This is a genomic window from Cellulomonas xiejunii, assembly GCF_024508315.1.
GTDB classification, from domain to species: Bacteria; Actinomycetota; Actinomycetes; order Actinomycetales; family Cellulomonadaceae; genus Cellulomonas; species Cellulomonas xiejunii.
Genome location: NZ_CP101987.1, coordinates 1127677 through 1144023, shown reverse-complemented (window position 1 = coordinate 1144023; position 16347 = coordinate 1127677). Strand labels below are relative to the sequence as shown.

The window sequence follows — 16347 nt, the reverse complement described above, 5'->3', positions numbered from 1 at the left end:
CGAACCGAAGGAGGGTCCCCGTGGCCGCGCTCGGCTCCCCCACCCGTCGTCCCCTGTCCCGCACCATGCCGTCCGGCGCCGTGACGTCCCGTCGCGGGCACCGTGCGGTCCACGCGCTCGCGGCGGGTGCGCTCGCGCTGGGTCTGACCGCGTGCACCGACGGCGACGTGCAGGAAGCCGCCGACGGCCTGTCGAGCGCCGCGCAGGGGGCGGCCGACGAGCTGACCGCGGCCGGCGACAAGATCCAGCAGGCGCTCGCCGACGCGCAGACGCACGCCGACGAGGCCCGCGCGGGTGTCGACGCGGCGCGCGCCGAGGTCGCCGGGCTCGGTGACCAGGCGCGCGGTGACGCCGAGACCGCCGTGAGCTCCGCGCAGGCCGCCGTGGACGAGGCGGAGCAGGCGGTGGCACAGGCGAAGGCCGACGGGACCGAGGCCTCGGCGAAGGCGCTGGCCGACGCGCGGGCGAACGTCGACGCCGCGCGGGCCGAGCTCGACGCCGCCGCTGCCGGGGCCGGTGCCGAGGCCGGGGGCGCGTTGCAGAACCTCGGGACGCAGCTCGCCACGCTGGGCCAGGACCTCGAGGCCGCGACGAAGTGACGCCGGGGCGCCGTGGCGTCCCGTCCGGGCGCCACGGCAGGCGTCGCGGACCATCTCGTGGGTGAAATCCGCGACTCCGGCCGCAGAACGTTGTCCGGGGACCCGTACCTGCCGATCTTGAGGACATGACAGTCCGCACGCATACCCGCGAGGTGCGCCGCCACCGCGTCGAGTGGTGGGTCGTGGCGGCGTGGTCCTCGCTCGTCCTCCTGGTGGTCAGCGGCCTGCTCGCCGCAGCCGGCCTGCTCTGACGCCCGGCGGCCGCGCCGCCCGGCCCTATGCTCGCCACGTGAGCAGCAGGTGGCAGCACGTGGCAGCAGCGGCGGGACTCCTGGACGCCGACGGGACGGCGCGCCCCACGATCTTCGCCGAGATGTCGGCGCTGGCGACCCGCACGGGCGCCCTCAACCTGGGACAGGGCTTCCCCGACGTCGACGGCCCGGCGTCGGTGGCGCGCGCGGCCGTCGACGCGATCCTCGCGGGCGCCAACCAGTACCCGCCTGGGCCCGGTACCGCACCGCTGCGGGCCGCGATCGCCGCTCACCAGCGCACGCGCTACGGGCTCGACGTGGACCCCGACACCCAGGTCCTCGTGACGACCGGTGCGACGGAGGCGCTCGCCGCGGCGGTGCTCGCGCTCACGGGCCCGGGCGACGAGGTCCTCACGCTCGAGCCGTACTACGACTCGTACGCCGCCGTCGTCGCGATGGCGGGCGCGACGCACACCACCGCCCCCCTGCGACCGACCGCGGACGGCTTCCGGCTGGACGTCGCCGCGCTCGAGGCCGCGGTGACGCCACGCACCCGCATGCTGCTGCTGAACTCGCCGCACAACCCGACCGGCGCGGTGCTGCGCCGGGACGAGCTCGAGGCGGTCGCGCGCGTGGCTCGCGCGCACGACCTGCTCGTGGTCACCGACGAGGTCTACGAGCACCTGGTGTTCGGCGTCGAGCACGTGCCCGTCGCGACGCTGCCGGGCATGGCGGGGCGCACGCTGACGATCTCGTCGAGCGGCAAGACGTTCTCCTTCACGGGCTGGAAGATCGGGTGGGTCACCGGCCCGCAGGAGCTGGTCGCGGCCGTGCGGACGGTGAAGCAGTTCCTCACGTACGTGTCGGGGGCACCGTTCCAGCCGGCCGTGGCGCACGCGCTGACGGACCCCGGGGTCGCGGCCTGGGTCGACGGCCTGGTGGTGTCGCTCACCGAGCGGCGCGACCTGCTGTCAGCGGGCCTGCGCGACGCCGGCTTCGAGGTCGCCCGCACCGACGGCACGTACTTCGTCCTGGCCGACGCGGCACCGCTGGGTGCGCACGACGGCGTGGAGCTCTGCCGCGAGCTGCCGGCACGGGCGGGCGTCGTCGGGGTCCCGGTGAGCGCGTTCACCCGCGAGGGATCCCCCACGCACGACGCGCTGCGCACCTGGGTGCGCTTCACGTTCGTCAAGCGCCAGGACGTCCTCGAGGACGCCGTCACGCGGCTGCGGCGCGCGTTCGCCTGACACGAGCGCCAGGCCCGGGAGGCCCGCGAGCCGCGCACCGGTCACGGCGAGCACGTCGTACCGGTGACGCCCGCCGGCCCGCGCGGCGACCCTCACTGGAGCTGCCAGGCCCCACCGCGTCGGAACGCCGGCGTCGCCACGGCCAGCACCACCAGGGCCATGAGCGAGGCGCCCAGCATCACGGCCGCCATGGCGACGGCGTCCCCGCCGAACACCCCGGACAGGTTCGCCACCAGGCCGCCCGTCCCCGCCTGCAGGCCCCCGATGAACGCCGCCGCCGTCCCGGCGATCGCGCCGTGCCTCCCCAGGGCGATGGCCGACGCGTTCGGGGGCGCGAGGTTCACCAGCGCCAGCACCAGCCACAGCACGACGACGATCCCCCACAGGCCACCGGCCCCCGTCAGGGCGACGACGAGCAGCGCCCCCGTGAGCAGCACGCTCAGGACGATCGCCACGCGCAGGATGCGGATCGGCGCGACGCGGCGCACGAGGTAGGCGTTGACCTGCGCCCCCAGCACCAGGCCGATCCCGTTGACGGCGAACAGCAGCGCGAACTGCTGGCTCGTCAGCCCGTACCCCTCCTGCAGCACGAACGGCGAGGCCACGACGTACGTCATGAGCACGGCCATCGCGAGGCCCGGCAGCATCGCGAGCGCGACGAAGTGCCGGTCGCGCAGCAGGCGGGCGTAGCCCGACAGGGCCGTCCGCACGCCCCCCGTGCGGCGCCGCTCGACCGGGTGCGTCTCGGGCATCTTCAGCAGGACGACCACCCACAGCGCGACGCCGAAGAGCGCCAACGCCACGAACACGGCGCGCCAGCCCCACTGGCCGGCGATGACACCGCCGAGCGACGGCGCGAACAACGGTGCGACCCCGATGACGAGCATGAGTCGCGACAGCAGCCGCGACGCGTCGGATCCGACGAACCGGTCGCGGATCAGGGCCATCGCGACGACCGTGGCCGACGCGTTGAAGAACCCCTGCGCGACGCGCAGCGCGATCAGCGGCACGATCGCCGTCTGGATCGCGCACAGCAGCGAGACCACGACGTGCAGCGCGACCCCCACGAGCACGGGCAGGCGCCGACCGAGCCGGTCGGAGAGCGGCCCGATGACGAGCTGCCCGACCGCGCCGCCGATCAGCATGCCCGTCATGGTCAGCTGCGCGCCTGCAGCGGACGTGCCGAGGTCGCGGGCGACGTCCGGCAGGGACGGCAGGTAGATGTCGGTGGAGATCGCGGGCAGCGCGCACATGGTGCCGAGCAGCAGCACGTGCTTGGCGTCGGGGCGGTACGCGGGCGTGGCGGTAGTGGCGTCAGTGCGGGACATCGTCTCCCATCGTCGCACCCGACCCGTCCGGTGACGAATCGATTCGACGCACGGTTGCGATGCACCTGTCGGCGCCCGGTGGGAGGCTGACGGGCATGTGCGGCAGGTACGCGTCCTTCCGGGAGGACCAGGCGATCGCCGACGAGTTCGCCGTGGCGACCGTCGCCGACGACGTGCGGCTGCTGCCGCCCTCGTGGAACGTCGCCCCGACGGACGGTGTGCGGATGGTCGTCGAGCGCGCGGACCGCGCGACGGGCGAGATCACCCGTCAGCTGCGGCTCGCCCGCTGGGGCCTCGTGCCGTCGTGGGCCAAGGACCCGTCGGTCGGCAACCGCATGATCAACGCGCGGGTCGAGACGGTCGCCGACAAGCCCGCGTTCGCCCGGCCCTTCGCGTCGCGCCGCGCCCTGCTGCCGGCCGACGGGTACTACGAGTGGCAGGCCGCACCGGAGCCCCCCGCCGGCTCGCCGCGCGGCCGTCGCACGCCCAAGCAGCCCTTCTGGATCCACCCCACGGACGGTGACGTCGCCGCACTGGCCGGGCTGTACGAGTTCTGGCGCGACCCGACGAAGGCCGACGACGACCCGGACCGGTGGCTCGTCTCGGTGGCCGTGGTGACGCGCGCGGCGACAGGGGCCATGGCCTCGATCCACGACCGCCAGCCGCTGATCCTCCCCGCCGACACGTGGTCCGCGTGGCTCGACCCCGCGCTCGGCGCCGACGACGCCCGCGGGCTGCTCGACGTCCCACCCCCTCCGCTGACCGCGACGCCGGTCTCGACCCGGGTCAACACGGTTGCCAACAACTCCCCCGACCTCGTCGAGCCGACAGGCGAGGACCTGCACGCCTGACCGGCCGCGGTGCGTCAGCCGGGCGCGGACTCCAGGCGGAACGGGACGACCTCGCCGACGCCGGCCAGGTCCCGCACCGGCTGCTCCGTCAGCCGGAAGCGCGGGTCCCCGCCCAGGACCTGCGCGGTCGAGGCGTCCACGAGCACGGTGCTCGGGTCGGCGACGTCGGTGAGCCGGGCGGCGAGGTTCACGCTCGGCCCGAAGACGTCACCGAACCGCGACAGCACGCGTCCCCACACCATCCCGACACGCACGGGCGTGACGCCCCGCGCACCCTCCGCGAGACCGCCGGTACCGCGTGCCGCCTCGACGTCGAGCGACGCCCCGAAGGCGTCCGCCAGACCGATCGCGACCTGCGCCCCGGCGCCCGGCGTGTCGGCGATGAACAGCACGGCGTCGCCGATGGTCTTCACGACCCGCCCGCCCGCGCCGGCGACGACGTCGCGGGCAGCCGTCTCGAACCGGTGCACGAACAGCGACAGGTCGGTCGAGCCCAGACCGGCGGTGCGCCGCGTGAACGACACCATGTCGGCGAACCCGACGGCGCGCGCCAGCGGCAGCAGGCTCCCGTCGACGGTGACGTCACGCAGGTTCCCGAACTCGGCCGCGTAACGGTCGGCGACCGCCGCGAGGTGCCGACGGTAGGAGTGCAGGAGCTGCTGCTCCAGGAGCGGCGCGAGGTCCGCCAGGCGGTCGAGCACCAGCAGCCGCGCGGACGTGTCGTCCAGGGCGTACCGGGTCGCCAGGTCCTCCACGAGCGCCTCGACCTGCCACAGCGCGAGCCGGTCCGACGTGTGGCCCAGGGCGCGGACCAGCGTGACGACCGTGCGGACGTCCAGGCCGTGGTCCACCACGAGCGCCTGCGCCCGTACGAGCGCCTGGGCGTCGCGCTCGGTGAACATGACGTCGTCGTCGTCGTGGCTCGGCAGCCCCAGGGTCCGCCAGTACATCCGGATGGTCTCGAGGTCGGTACCCGTGAGCCGTGCCAGTTCGCGCGCGCTGAGGGTGCGGGGACCTCCGAGCAGGAGCTCGTCGAGCTCGCCGGTCGTGCCCCGCGCCGTCCCCGGCGGAGGCGTCCCGGCCGGGTCCGCCGGGGACGGCGTCAGCGGGTCGGCGCTCGTCGGCCCGCTGTCCTGTCCCTGACCTCCCGGCACGTCCCTCAGCCTAGTTCACGGCCCTGTGGCGTCGGTCACGCGGACGTGCGTGACGTCACCGGCGAGCACGCGGTGCGTCGCGCCGTCCGCGCCGCTCACCACGAGCGCCCCGTCCGCGGACAGGCCCGTCGCCGTGCCCACGACCTGGGCACCACCCGGCAGCTCGACGCGCACGTGCTGCCCGACCGTCGAGCACACCGACGCGACCTCGTCGACGAGGCCCGCCGCGACCGCGTCGCCGCCGTGGTCCGTCCAGCGCTGCGCGACCTGGTCCAGGGCGCTCACGAGCGCGACCAGGACGCTCGCCCGGTCCGCCGAGCGCGAACCGGCCAGCGCGAGGGACGTGGCCCACGGCACGGGCAGCTCGTCGACGCGCTGGTCGACGTTGACGCCGATGCCCACCGCGACGGCCGGCTCGCCCGGCACGGCCTGCGCCAGGACGCCCGCGAGCTTGCGCGCCGTGCCCCACCCGGGTACGTGCTCGACCCCGTCCCCGAGGTCGACCAGCACGTCGTTGGGCCACTTGAGGACCGCAGGCACACCGGCGGTCGCGCGCAGCGCGCGCACCGTGCCCAGGCCGGCGAGCAGCGGCAGCCACCCGTACGTCGCCGGACCGGACCGCGGCCACGCGACGAACGTGCACGCCAGGGAGGACCGCGCCGGCATCGTCCACGGGCGACCGGCGCGCCCGTGCCCGGCCGTCTGGTGCTCGGCGACCAGCAGGCTGCCGTGCGGCCACGCGTCGGGGTCGGCACGCAGCCCGGCGACGACGTCGTCGTTGGTCGACGCCGTCTCCTCGACGACGTCGAGCCGCGCGAGCGGCCCCGCGGGCGCGAGCAGCAGCTCACGCAACGTGTCGACGTCGAGGGGCTCGCGCACGGTCATCCGGCCATCATCGCTCAGCCCGCGCCGCGGTCGCCGCACGAACGGCCGCTGTCGTTCTTGTCGGGTCTCCACAGCCGCCCCCCGGCAACACGGTCGGTCGGATGCACGCGCCCGACCTGCGCACCCAACTAGCCTCGTCAGGTGACCCAGGACGACCTCTTCGCGCGCAGCGTCGCCACGGACCCGACCCCGACGCCCGCGGATCCCGCACCGGCGCAGCCGGCCCGCACGACCGCCGGCCTCCTCGACGACCTGCGTGCCCGGCGCGCAGCGGCCGTCGACGACGCCGAGGAGAACGCGGTCGCCAAGCAGCACGCGCGCGGCAAGAAGACGGCCCGCGAGCGCATCGAGGCCCTGCTCGACCCGGGTTCGTTCGTCGAGCTCGACGCCTTCGTGCGGCACCGCTCGACCAAGTTCGGGCTCGAGAAGAGGCGCGTCGACGGCGACGGCGTGGTCGTCGGCCACGGCACGGTCGACGGCCGTGCCGTGTGCGTGTACTCGCAGGACTTCACGGTCTTCGGCGGCTCCCTGGGCGAGGTGCACGGCCAGAAGATCACGAAGGTCATGGACCTCGCGCTGCGCACCGGCGTGCCGCTGGTCGGCATCAGCGACGGCGGCGGCGCGCGCATCCAGGAGGGTGTCGCGGGTCTGACGCAGTTCGCGGAGATCTTCCGTCGCAACGTCGCCGCGTCGGGGGTGATCCCGCAGATCAGCCTCATCCTCGGGCCGTCGGCGGGCGGTGCGGTGTACTCGCCCGCGCTCACCGACTTCATCGTCATGGCCGACGGCACGTCCAACATGTTCATCACCGGCCCCGACGTGATCCGCGCCGTCACGGGCGAGGACGTGGGCTTCGAGGAGCTGGGCGGGGCGACGACGCACAGCACGCGCTCCGGCGTCGCGCACTACATGGCGTCCGACGAGGACGACGCGATCGACTGGGTCCGCACCCTCCTGGCCTACCTGCCGACCAACAACCTCGCGGAGCCGCCGTCGTACGCGCACGAGGCGGACCTCGAGCCGACGGACGACGACCGGGTGCTCGACACGCTCGTGCCGGACTCCGACAACCAGCCGTACGACATGCACACGGTGCTGGAGACGGTGCTGGACGACGGCAGCTTCCTCGAGGTGCAGGCCCTGTACGCGCAGAACGTCGTCGTGGGCTTCGGGCACGTCGAGGGGCACCCCGTCGGCGTCGTGGCGAACCAGCCGATGCAGATGGCGGGCACGCTCGACATCAACGCCGCGGAGAAGGCAGCGCGGTTCGTGCGCACGTGCGACGCGTTCGGCATCCCGGTGCTGACGTTCGTCGACGTGCCGGGCTTCCTGCCGGGCACCGACCAGGAGTGGAACGGCATCATCCGGCGCGGCGCCAAGCTCATCTACGCGTACGCCGAGGCGACGGTCCCGCTGGTCACGGTCATCACGCGCAAGGCCTACGGCGGCGCGTACATCGTCATGGGCTCCAAGCAGCTGGGGGCCGACGTCAACCTCGCGTGGCCGACCGCGCAGATCGCCGTCATGGGCGCCGGCGGGGCGGTCAACATCCTGCAGCGCGGCGCGCTGAAGACGGTGGCCGAGGCCGGGGGGGACGTCGAGGCCGAGCGGCGCCGCCTGACGGCGGAGTACGAGGACGCGATCGTCAACCCGTGGGACGCGGCGGAGCGGGGCTACGTCGACGACGTGATCGAGCCGTCCGAGACCCGCGCGCAGATCGTCCGGTCGCTGCGCCTGCTGCGCAGCAAGCGTGCGAGCCTGCCACCCAGGAAGCACGGGAACATCCCGCTGTGAGGAGCCAGGCATGAGCGACGGCAGGCACGACGAGCACAGCCACCCGGACGAGCACGACCCGGCGTCCCACGGTCGCGAGCCGCTCACCGGCGTGGACGCGGGCGAGCTGCACGGGACCGTCGAGGAGCTGGCCGCTGCGCTGCACGCGTACGTCGAGACGGCGGTGGGGGTGCGCGCGGAGTTCGGCGCCCGGGAGGCCGACGAGGACCCGCGCGTGCTCGCGCTCGAGGGACGCGTGGGCGCGCTGAACGCACGGCTGTACGACCTGCTCCACGCACGCCTGGGCCTGCACGCGGACCTCACGGGCATGACGTGGGACGACGGCGACGGTGACGCGGACACGCCCGTCGAGCCGGGTGACCACGACACGTTCCACCTCGGGTTCGTCGTCGAGCTCCCGCCGACGGTCAGCGACCTGACGCTCGACGCGGTCATCGACCTCGTCGACGACGGCGGGGCGCAGATCGCCCACACCCTTGCCGAGCGCGGGTACGTCGTCGGGGAGTGGGGCGCCGGCCGTGGTGCGCCGGTGCTGCTCGACGACGACGATGACGACGAGGACGACCTGTGAGCACGTGGGAGCCGGACGCGACGCGCTCCGACCCGCACGTGCACGTGGTCCGCGGCGCGCCCGACGACGACGAGCTCGCCGCGCTCGTCGCGGGCCTCGTCGCGGCCGCCGGGCGCGCACCGCAGGACGAGGACACGGACGCACCCGCCCGCGCGGCGCGGGCACGGTGGGTCGCGCCGGGACGTCTGCGGGGGACGGCCCCGGCGTCGCGCGGGCCGGACGCCTGGCGGTGGAGCCTGCGCCTCGACGCATAGGGTGGCGCCGTGACGCCTCCTGCCGCCCCCCGTCCCGTCAGCCCCGTCGACGCCGTCGCCGACGCCTACGTGACCACGTCGGCGCGACTGAACCCCGTGGAGGCGACCTCCCTGGGGGTGCCGGGGCACGAGCGGGAGCTCACGGACTTCTCCCCCGACGCCGCGGCGGAGCGCGCTGCCGCCGCGCGGTCGACCCTGCTCGCGCTCGAGGGACTAGCGTCGGCCGACGCCGTCGACGACGTGACGGGCGCGGCGATGCGGTACGCGCTGGGCCTCGACGTCGAGCTCCACGACGCGGGCGAGCGCACGCGCCTGCTCAACAACATCGCGTCGCCGCCGCAGCAGGTCGTCGAGGTCTTCGACCTCATGGCCACCGACTCCGAGCAGGCGTGGGACGACGTCGCGGCGCGCCTCGCCGCCGTGCCGGCCTCCGTCGCGTCGTACGTCGCGTCGCTGCGCTCGGCCGCGGCGCGCGGCGACGTGGCCGCGGTCCGGCAGGTCGAGGCGGTCATCGTGCAGGCCCAGGAGGTCGCCGACCCGCAGCGGTCCGCGTTCACGCGCCTCGTGCGCGGCGCGGACGCCCAGCGGGTCCTGGGGGACGACCACCCCCTGCGGTCCGACCTGGAGCGTGCCGCGGACGCCGCCCGCGGCGCGTACGCGGACCTCGCGCGCGTGCTCGCCGACGAGCTGGCGCCGCTCGCCCCGCAGGAGGACGGCGTCGGTCGGGACCGGTACACGCTGTGGTCGCGGCACCACGTGGGCGCCGCCCTCGACCTCGACGAGACGTACGCCTGGGGCCTCGAGGAGCTCGCGCGCGTGCAGGCCGAGCAGGCGGCGCTCGCGGAGCAGATCGCCGGACCGGGCGCGAGCGTCGCGGACGCGGCCGCGCTCCTCGACGCCGACCCCGCACGGCAGCTGCACGACACCGCAGCCCTGCAGGCGTGGATGCAGGCCACGTCGGACGCGGCGATCGAGGCGCTCGACGGCTCGCACTTCGACATCCCTGCGCCCGTGCGGACGCTCGAGTGCCGCATCGCACCGTCGCACACCGGCGTCATCTACTACACCGGCCCCAGCGACGACTTCAGCAGGCCGGGTCGCATGTGGTGGTCGGTCCCGCACGACGTCACGTCGTTCTCGACGTGGCGGGAGCGCACGACGGTCTACCACGAGGGTGTTCCCGGGCACCACCTGCAGATCGCGCAGGCGGTGTTCGAGCGCGCGACGCTCAACTCGTGGCGCCGGCTCGCCGCGTGGACCTCGGGTCACGGCGAGGGCTGGGCCCTGTACGCCGAGCGGCTCATGGCCGAGCTGGGGTTCCTCGACGACCCGGGCGACCGGCTCGGCATGCTCGACGGGCAGAGGCTGCGGGCAGCGCGCGTCGTCTTCGACCTGGGGATGCACCTCGGCCTGCCGGCACCTGCCGAGGTCGGCGACGCGTGGACCCCGCAGTCCGGCTGGGAGTTCCTGCGGGCCAACGTGAACATGCCGGAGTCGATGCTGCGCTTCGAGTACACGCGCTACCTCGGCTGGCCGGGGCAGGCGCCGTCCTACAAGGTCGGCCAGCGCCTCTGGGAGCAGGCGCGCGACACCGCACGGCAGTCCGCGGCAGCCCGCGGCCAGGTGTTCGACCAGCGCGACTTCCACGCCCGCGCGCTCGCGCTCGGGTCGGTCCCGCTCGCGGTGCTCCCCGGGGCCCTCGCGGACTGACCGCGCGTCCCGCCGGGGCGCGGCGGCTCAGACGAACAGCGTCCAGCCGTACTTGGCGAAGACGACGGCCGCGAACAGCACCAGGAGCGCCACGGTGACGAACCAGTCGTTGCCGGAGGCGACGAAGCGGCGACCCCACGGACCCCAGCGCCCGGGCAGGTTGAGGTGCCCGTCGCGCACGTTGATCCGCGTGATGCCGACCCACACCAGGGTCGTGGTCACGGTGATCAGCAGGCACCAGGGGCACAGCGCCTTGATGACGAAGAACGACTGCTGGAACAGCCACCAGGCGAAGACCAGGCCTGCGGTGTAGATCGCCTGCGCGCTGAGCATGAACCACCGCGGGAACAGCACGCCGCCGAGCATCGCGACCGCCACCGTGATGACGATCGCCTCGGCCGCGATCCCGAGGAACGCGTTGGGGAAGCCGAACAGCTCCGCCTGCCAGGTCCCACCGACCGTGCTGCACGAGATGACCTCGTTCAGGTCGCAGCTCAGCGAGGCGGTCGAGTTGGTCGCCTTGGCCACGGCGATCGGGATCGCCTCGATCGACAGCACGAACGACGTGTACAGCCCGATGAGACCCGAGACGATCATCTCGATCGCCGTGCGCCGCCGCCAGGCCAGCGGGGCAGGCTGCAGCAGGTCCGGGTCGTCGTCGAGCAGCTCGGCGGACAGGTCGTCGAGCGCGTCGTCGTGCTCGTCGATGCCGCCGGCGACCCCGCCGCCGCGCACGTCCTGGGTGGTGTCCTTCACCGTGGCCTCCTCGCGCCTGCAGGTCCGGCGCACCATTGTGCCCTGCCGACCTGTGAGACGGGGCGGTACGACGTCCCTCTCCCCTGCCGCCACCCCCGCGGTCACGTCGCCGACGCGTGCTGCGGTTAGGGTCGGCCCGTGACCCGGCTCCTGCTCGCCTCCGCCTCCCCCGCCCGCCGCACCACGCTCGCCGCGGCGGGCCTCGCGCCGCTGGTCGTCGTCTCGACCGTCGACGAGGACGCGGTCCTCGCCTCCGCCCGCGAGCGCTTCGGCGACCTCGAGCCCGCCGACGCGGTGCTCGTCCTCGCGCAGGCGAAGGCGGAGGACGTCGCACGACGTCTCGACGACGTCGACGTCGACGGCTGGGACGACGACGAGGACGTCGTGGTCCTGGGCTGCGACTCGATGCTCGAGCTGGACGGCGAGGTCCTCGGCAAGCCCGCCGACGCCGACGACGCGGTCGCCCGCTGGCGCGCGATGCGCGGACGCTCGGGGGTCCTGCACACCGGCCACTGGCTGGTCGACGAGCGCGACCCGGCGGACGGCGGCACGCGGGCGACGCTCGGCGCCACCGCGTCCACGGTCGTGCACTTCGCCGACCTGTCCGACGACGAGGTCGCCGCGTACGTCGCGACGCGTGAGCCCCTCGCGGTCGCGGGCGCGTTCACGCTCGACGGCCTGGGCGGGCCCTTCGTCGAGCGCATCGAAGGCGACCACCACAACGTGGTGGGCGTGAGCCTGCCCCTGCTGCGTCACCTGCTCGCAGACATCGACCTGACGGTCACGGCCCTCTGGCGCCCCTGACCCGCGACACCGCGTCCCGGCGCACGCGTGGTGGGTTCCTACAAGACCCGCCCGGGACCCGTTGAAGGGTTGCGGCAATCTTGCGCCGACGACACGCAGGCGGCACGGACGCGCCGGTCACGCGCGCTACGGTGAGCCGTGCCCCTCATGACCAAGGTCCTTGTCGCGAACCGCGGTGAGATCGCCGTCCGCATCGCCCGTGCCTGCCGTGACGCCGGTGTCGCGTCCGTCGCCGTGTACTCGGACACCGACCGGGACGCCCTGCACGTGCACGTCGCGGACGAGGCGTACGCGCTCGACGGCGCCCGCGCGGCGGAGACGTACCTGGACATCGCCAAGCTGCTCGACGTCGCCCGCCGGTCGGGTGCCGACGCGGTGCACCCCGGCTACGGGTTCCTCGCGGAGAACGCGCAGTTCGCGCAGGCGGTGATCGACGCGGGTCTGGTGTGGATCGGCCCGCCGCCGTCGGCGATCGAGTCGCTCGGCGACAAGGTGAGCGCGCGGCACATCGCGCAGCGTGCCGGCGCGCCCCTGGTGGCGGGCACCCCCGAGCCGGTCCAGGACGTGTCCGAGATCCACGCGTTCGCCGCCGAGCACGGGCTGCCCATCGCGATCAAGGCGGCGTTCGGCGGTGGCGGACGCGGCCTGAAGGTCGCCCGCGAGGCCGACGAGATCGACGAGATGTTCGAGTCGGCGGTCCGCGAGGCCGTCGCGGCGTTCGGGCGCGGCGAGTGCTTCGTCGAGCGCTACCTCGACCGTCCGCGTCACGTGGAGACGCAGTGCCTCGCCGACGCGTACGGCACCGTCGTCGTCGTCTCGACGCGGGACTGCTCGCTGCAGCGACGCCACCAGAAGCTGGTCGAGGAGGCGCCCGCGCCGTACCTGAGCGACGAGCAGAACCGGGCCCTGGTCACCGCGTCGCAGGCCATCCTGCGCGAGGCCGGGTACGTGGGCGCCGGCACCTGCGAGTTCCTCGTGGGCCGCGACGGGACGGTCTCGTTCCTCGAGGTCAACACCCGCCTGCAGGTGGAGCACCCCGTCAGCGAGGAGATCAGCGGCATCGACCTCGTGCGCGAGCAGCTGCGGATCGCCGCAGGCGAGCCGCTGGGCTACACCGAGGTCACCACGCGCGGGCACTCCATCGAGTTCCGCATCAACGGCGAGGACCCCGCCGCAGGGTTCCTGCCCGCACCGGGACGCATCAGCCGTCTGCGGTTCCCGTCCGGGCCGGGCGTGCGCGTCGACTCGGGCGTCGTCGAGGGCGACACCGTGTCCGGCATGTTCGACTCGATGATCGCCAAGGTGATCGTCACGGGTGCCACGCGCCGCCAGGCCGTCGAGCGCGCGCGCCGCGCGCTCGCCGAGCTCGAGGTCGTCGGCATCCCGACGGTCACGCCGTTCCACCGGGCGGTGCTCGACGCCGAGGCGTTCGTCCCCGCCGACGACGCGCAGCCGTTCACGGTGCACACCCGGTGGATCGAGACGGAGTTCGCCGAGACCGTCGCTGGCCTCGGAGGTGCGGCCGCACCGGCCCAGGACGAGGAGCAGCTGCCCGCCGGGCAGCTGGAGCGCGTGGTCGTCGAGGTGGGCGGCAAGCGGCTCGAGGTCGTGCTGCCCGCGGCACTCGGACTGGGGCGCGGGTCGGGTTCGGGAGCCGGGCGTCTCGGTGGAGGGCGTCAGGGCGCCGCGCCCCGGCGCACGGCGCGTGCCCGGGCCGCACGGACCGGTGGGTCCAACGGCACGGTGCTCTCGTCCCCCATGCAGGGCACGATCGTCAAGGTCGCGGTCGCCGAGGGTGCGCTGGTGGCCGAGGGCGACCTCGTGGTGGTGCTCGAGGCCATGAAGATGGAGCAGCCGCTCGTCGCGCACCGCGCGGGCACCGTGCAGTCCCTGACGGCGGCCGTCGGGGCGAACGTCAGCGCGGGCGGGGCGATCTGCGACATCGTCGGCTGATGCGGACGTGACCAGCCGCGGGCAGGGGCGTCCGGGCGACGGGTGGGTCATGTGCGGGTGCGGCGCCCGGCACTGGGGCCTGCACGGGGCGGCCGGGCTGCTGCTCGCGCGGCGGGGGGCGGACGGTCGCGCGACGCACGTCGTGCTGCAGCACCGAGCGCAGTGGAGCGACCAGGGCGGCACGTGGGCGCTGCCCGGGGGCGCGCGCGAGCCGGACGAGACCGCCGTCCAGGCGGCGCTGCGCGAGGCGCACGAGGAGGCCGGCGTCGAGGCCTCGGCGGTCGCGGTGCGCGACGAGTACGTCCTGACGCACCCCGACTGGTCGTACACGACGGTGGTCGCGGACGCGGTCGCGCCGTTCACACCCACCGCGACCGACACGGAGAGCATCGAGGTCACCTGGGTCGCGGTCGACGACGTCGTCGCCCGTCCCCTGCTCCGCGCCTTCGCGGACGCGTGGCCAGAGCTGCGCGCACGCCTCGACCCCTGAGGCCGCTGGATCGACCCCTCACCCCCAAGGGGGTGACTGGATTGACCTCTCACCCCCCAGGGGGTGACTGGATTGAGCTCTCACCCCCCTGGGGTGACTGGATTGAGCTCTCACCCCACCCTGGTGGTGAGAGGTCGATCCAGTTGCGGTGGGGGTCAGTCCTCGCTGCGCTGGTGGAGCATGCGGGCGACCTCGCCGATCGTGCCGGACATCGACGGGTACACCGTCGACGCCTCGGCGACCTGGTCGGTCGTGAGCCGGTGCGTGACGGCCAGCGTGAGCGGGAAGATCGACTCGCTCGCCCGCGGGCCCACGACGACGGCCCCCAGCACGGTCCCCGTGCCCGCGTGCGCGAAGACCTTGACGAACCCGTCGCGCACACCGAGCATCTTGGCGCGCGGGTTCCGCGCCAGCGGCAGCGTGCTCGTGCGGTAGTGCGTGCCCATCTCCTGCAGCCGCGTCTCGGAGAGGCCGACGGTCGCGATCTCGGGCGCCGTGAAGATGTTCGCCGAGATGCTCCGCAGGGACAACGGGCGCACAGCGTCCCCCAGGGCGTGCGACATGGCGATGCGGCCCTGCGTGGCAGCGACCGACGCGAGCGGGAGCACGCCCGTGCAGTCTCCCGCCGCGTAGACCCCGCGCACGTTGGTGCGCGAGACCTTGTCGACCTCGATGTGCCCGGACGCCGTCAGCCGTACCCCCGCGTTCTCCAGCCCGAGGTCGCGCGTCGTCGGCACCGACCCCACGGCGAACAGCACGTGCGACCCCTCGACCGTGCGGCCGTCCTCGAGGGTCACGACGACCCCGTCCGCCGTGCGGCGCGCCGACGAGGCCCGCGAGCGCGACATGACCGTCATGCCGCGCTGCCGGAAGACGCCCTCGATGAGCTCGGCCGCGTCGGCGTCCTCGCCGGGCAGCACGCGGTCCCGGCTGGACACCAGCACGACGTCGGCGCCGAGCGACGTGTACGCGCCCGCGAACTCCGCACCGGTGACACCCGACCCGACGACCACCAGCCGCTGCGGCAGCTCCGTGAGGTTGTACATCTGGGTCCACGTGAGGATGCGCTCGCCGTCCGGGAGCGCGTCGGGCAGCACGCGGGGTGTCGCGCCCGTCGCGCACAGGACGACGTCGGCGTCCAGCACGTGCTCGCGCCCGTCGGCCTCCGTCACGGCCACGTGCTCGGCGTCGACGAGGCGACCGGTGCCCGTGATGACGTCGACGCCCTCGCGGTCCAGCCGCCCGCGGATGTCGGCGGACTGCGCGGCCGCGAGCGCCTTGACGCGCGCGTTCACCGCGGGCACGTCGATGCGGTGGCGCAGCACCGCCGCGGCGGGCGTCCGCCCGGCGTCGGCCTCGTCGCCGTCCGCGAGCCCGTCGAGCCGGATGCCGAGCTCGGGGGCGCGGTCGGCGATGGTCATCCACTCCGCTGTCGCGATGAGCGTCTTGGACGGCACGACGTCGGTGAGGACCGCGGCGCCTCCCAGGCCGGATCGCTCGACCACCGTGACGCGCGCACCGAGGCGCCGGGCGACGAGTGCGGCCTCGTAACCACCGGGGCCGCCGCCGACGACCACGACCCGGGTCACGGTGGGGTCGTCGGGCGCGTCACGGACGGTGGAGGCGGCGGCGGGTGCCGCCACGTGGGACTGGTCGGGGGCCGCGACGGTCTGCTGGCTGCTCACGGGGACATCCTGCAC

16 protein-coding genes are annotated in these 16347 nt (G+C 74.4%); 11 read left to right on the top strand and 5 right to left on the bottom strand.

Features of this window, described 5'->3' with window-relative positions; all coding sequences use genetic code 11:
- Positions 1-20: 20 nt before the first annotated feature.
- The 3 genes from NP048_RS05340 (at position 21) to NP048_RS05330 (ending at position 2097) form a co-directional block, all read left to right on the top strand.
- Complete coding sequence (locus NP048_RS05340; RefSeq protein WP_227578446.1) at positions 21-599, top strand: hypothetical protein; 579 nt, start codon at positions 21-23, stop codon at positions 597-599.
- Positions 600-724: 125 nt separating this feature from the next.
- Positions 725-850 (top strand): molybdopterin oxidoreductase, encoded by a 126-nt coding sequence (locus NP048_RS05335; RefSeq protein WP_227578445.1) that lies wholly within the window; start codon positions 725-727, stop codon positions 848-850.
- A 38-nt stretch (positions 851-888) separates the two neighbouring features.
- Positions 889-2097 carry a pyridoxal phosphate-dependent aminotransferase gene (locus tag NP048_RS05330; protein WP_227578444.1) on the top strand — a complete coding sequence of 403 codons (1209 nt, stop codon included), beginning with the start codon at positions 889-891 and terminating at the stop codon, positions 2095-2097.
- A 92-nt stretch (positions 2098-2189) separates the two neighbouring features.
- Here NP048_RS05330 and NP048_RS05325 read toward each other — a convergent pair whose 3' ends face one another.
- Positions 2190-3425 (bottom strand): multidrug effflux MFS transporter, encoded by a 1236-nt coding sequence (locus tag NP048_RS05325; protein ID WP_227578443.1) that lies wholly within the window; start codon positions 3423-3425, stop codon positions 2190-2192.
- A gap of 95 nt (positions 3426-3520) precedes the next feature.
- On the opposite strand from NP048_RS05325, the gene NP048_RS05320 reads away from it, so the two are divergent.
- Complete coding sequence (locus NP048_RS05320; RefSeq protein ID WP_227578442.1) at positions 3521-4276, top strand: SOS response-associated peptidase; 756 nt, start codon at positions 3521-3523, stop codon at positions 4274-4276.
- Between the two features lie 14 nt (positions 4277-4290).
- On the opposite strand, the gene NP048_RS05315 is transcribed toward NP048_RS05320, so the two are convergent.
- Together NP048_RS05315 and NP048_RS05310 are read right to left on the bottom strand one after the other, a co-directional pair.
- On the bottom strand, positions 4291-5430 hold the full coding sequence (locus NP048_RS05315; RefSeq protein WP_227578441.1) for an adenylate/guanylate cyclase domain-containing protein: 1140 nt from the start codon (positions 5428-5430) through the stop codon (positions 4291-4293).
- Between the two features lie 15 nt (positions 5431-5445).
- Positions 5446-6315 (bottom strand): biotin--[acetyl-CoA-carboxylase] ligase, encoded by an 870-nt coding sequence (locus NP048_RS05310; RefSeq protein WP_227578440.1) that lies wholly within the window; start codon positions 6313-6315, stop codon positions 5446-5448.
- 141 nt (positions 6316-6456) lie between these two features.
- Between NP048_RS05310 and NP048_RS05305 the strand changes: the two genes are divergently transcribed.
- From NP048_RS05305 to NP048_RS05290, 4 genes are read left to right on the top strand one after another with little or no spacing between them, the layout of a single operon-like run.
- Positions 6457-8109 (top strand): acyl-CoA carboxylase subunit beta, encoded by a 1653-nt coding sequence (locus NP048_RS05305; RefSeq protein ID WP_372456848.1) that lies wholly within the window; start codon positions 6457-6459, stop codon positions 8107-8109.
- A 10-nt stretch (positions 8110-8119) separates the two neighbouring features.
- The gene (locus NP048_RS05300) at positions 8120-8680 is read left to right on the top strand and encodes a hypothetical protein (RefSeq protein ID WP_227578439.1); all 561 of its coding nucleotides are present in this window, start codon (positions 8120-8122) and stop codon (positions 8678-8680) included.
- On the top strand, positions 8677-8934 hold the full coding sequence (locus NP048_RS05295) for an acyl-CoA carboxylase epsilon subunit (RefSeq protein WP_227578438.1): 258 nt from the start codon (positions 8677-8679) through the stop codon (positions 8932-8934). Before NP048_RS05300 ends, NP048_RS05295 begins: the two co-directional genes overlap by 4 nt.
- Before the next feature lie 9 nt (positions 8935-8943).
- The gene (locus tag NP048_RS05290; protein ID WP_227578437.1) at positions 8944-10644 is read left to right on the top strand and encodes a DUF885 domain-containing protein; all 1701 of its coding nucleotides are present in this window, start codon (positions 8944-8946) and stop codon (positions 10642-10644) included.
- 27 nt (positions 10645-10671) lie between these two features.
- Here the strand turns inward: NP048_RS05290 and NP048_RS05285 are convergent, their stop codons facing one another.
- Positions 10672-11400 carry a vitamin K epoxide reductase family protein gene (locus tag NP048_RS05285; protein ID WP_227578436.1) on the bottom strand — a complete coding sequence of 243 codons (729 nt, stop codon included), beginning with the start codon at positions 11398-11400 and terminating at the stop codon, positions 10672-10674.
- Between the two features lie 138 nt (positions 11401-11538).
- Here NP048_RS05285 and NP048_RS05280 point away from each other — a divergent pair, with 138 nt between their 5' ends.
- From NP048_RS05280 to NP048_RS05270, 3 genes are all read left to right on the top strand, one after another.
- A complete protein-coding gene (locus NP048_RS05280) occupies positions 11539-12204 on the top strand; it encodes a Maf family protein (protein WP_227578435.1) in 666 nt (221 codons plus the stop codon).
- A 147-nt stretch (positions 12205-12351) separates the two neighbouring features.
- Positions 12352-14157 (top strand): acetyl/propionyl/methylcrotonyl-CoA carboxylase subunit alpha, encoded by a 1806-nt coding sequence (locus NP048_RS05275; protein WP_227578434.1) that lies wholly within the window; start codon positions 12352-12354, stop codon positions 14155-14157.
- 49 nt (positions 14158-14206) lie between these two features.
- Positions 14207-14647, top strand: a complete 441-nt coding sequence (locus NP048_RS05270; protein WP_227578511.1) for an NUDIX domain-containing protein — start codon at positions 14207-14209, stop codon at positions 14645-14647.
- Positions 14648-14802: 155 nt separating this feature from the next.
- Here the strand turns inward: NP048_RS05270 and NP048_RS05265 are convergent, their stop codons facing one another.
- A complete protein-coding gene (locus NP048_RS05265) occupies positions 14803-16332 on the bottom strand; it encodes an NAD(P)H-quinone dehydrogenase (RefSeq protein WP_372456847.1) in 1530 nt (509 codons plus the stop codon).
- Positions 16333-16347 lie beyond the last annotated feature (15 nt).

Coding starts and splice junctions, on each gene's coding strand:
- NP048_RS05325 (WP_227578443.1), bottom strand. CDS start 3,425: ATGTCCCGCACTGACGCCACTACCGCCACGCCCGCGTACCGCCCCGAC.
- NP048_RS05300 (WP_227578439.1), top strand. CDS start 8,120: ATGAGCGACGGCAGGCACGACGAGCACAGCCACCCGGACGAGCACGAC.
- NP048_RS05335 (WP_227578445.1), top strand. CDS start 725: ATGACAGTCCGCACGCATACCCGCGAGGTGCGCCGCCACCGCGTCGAG.
- NP048_RS05310 (WP_227578440.1), bottom strand. CDS start 6,315: ATGACCGTGCGCGAGCCCCTCGACGTCGACACGTTGCGTGAGCTGCTG.
- NP048_RS05275 (WP_227578434.1), top strand. CDS start 12,352: ATGACCAAGGTCCTTGTCGCGAACCGCGGTGAGATCGCCGTCCGCATC.
- NP048_RS05270 (WP_227578511.1), top strand. CDS start 14,207: ATGTGCGGGTGCGGCGCCCGGCACTGGGGCCTGCACGGGGCGGCCGGG.
- NP048_RS05320 (WP_227578442.1), top strand. CDS start 3,521: ATGTGCGGCAGGTACGCGTCCTTCCGGGAGGACCAGGCGATCGCCGAC.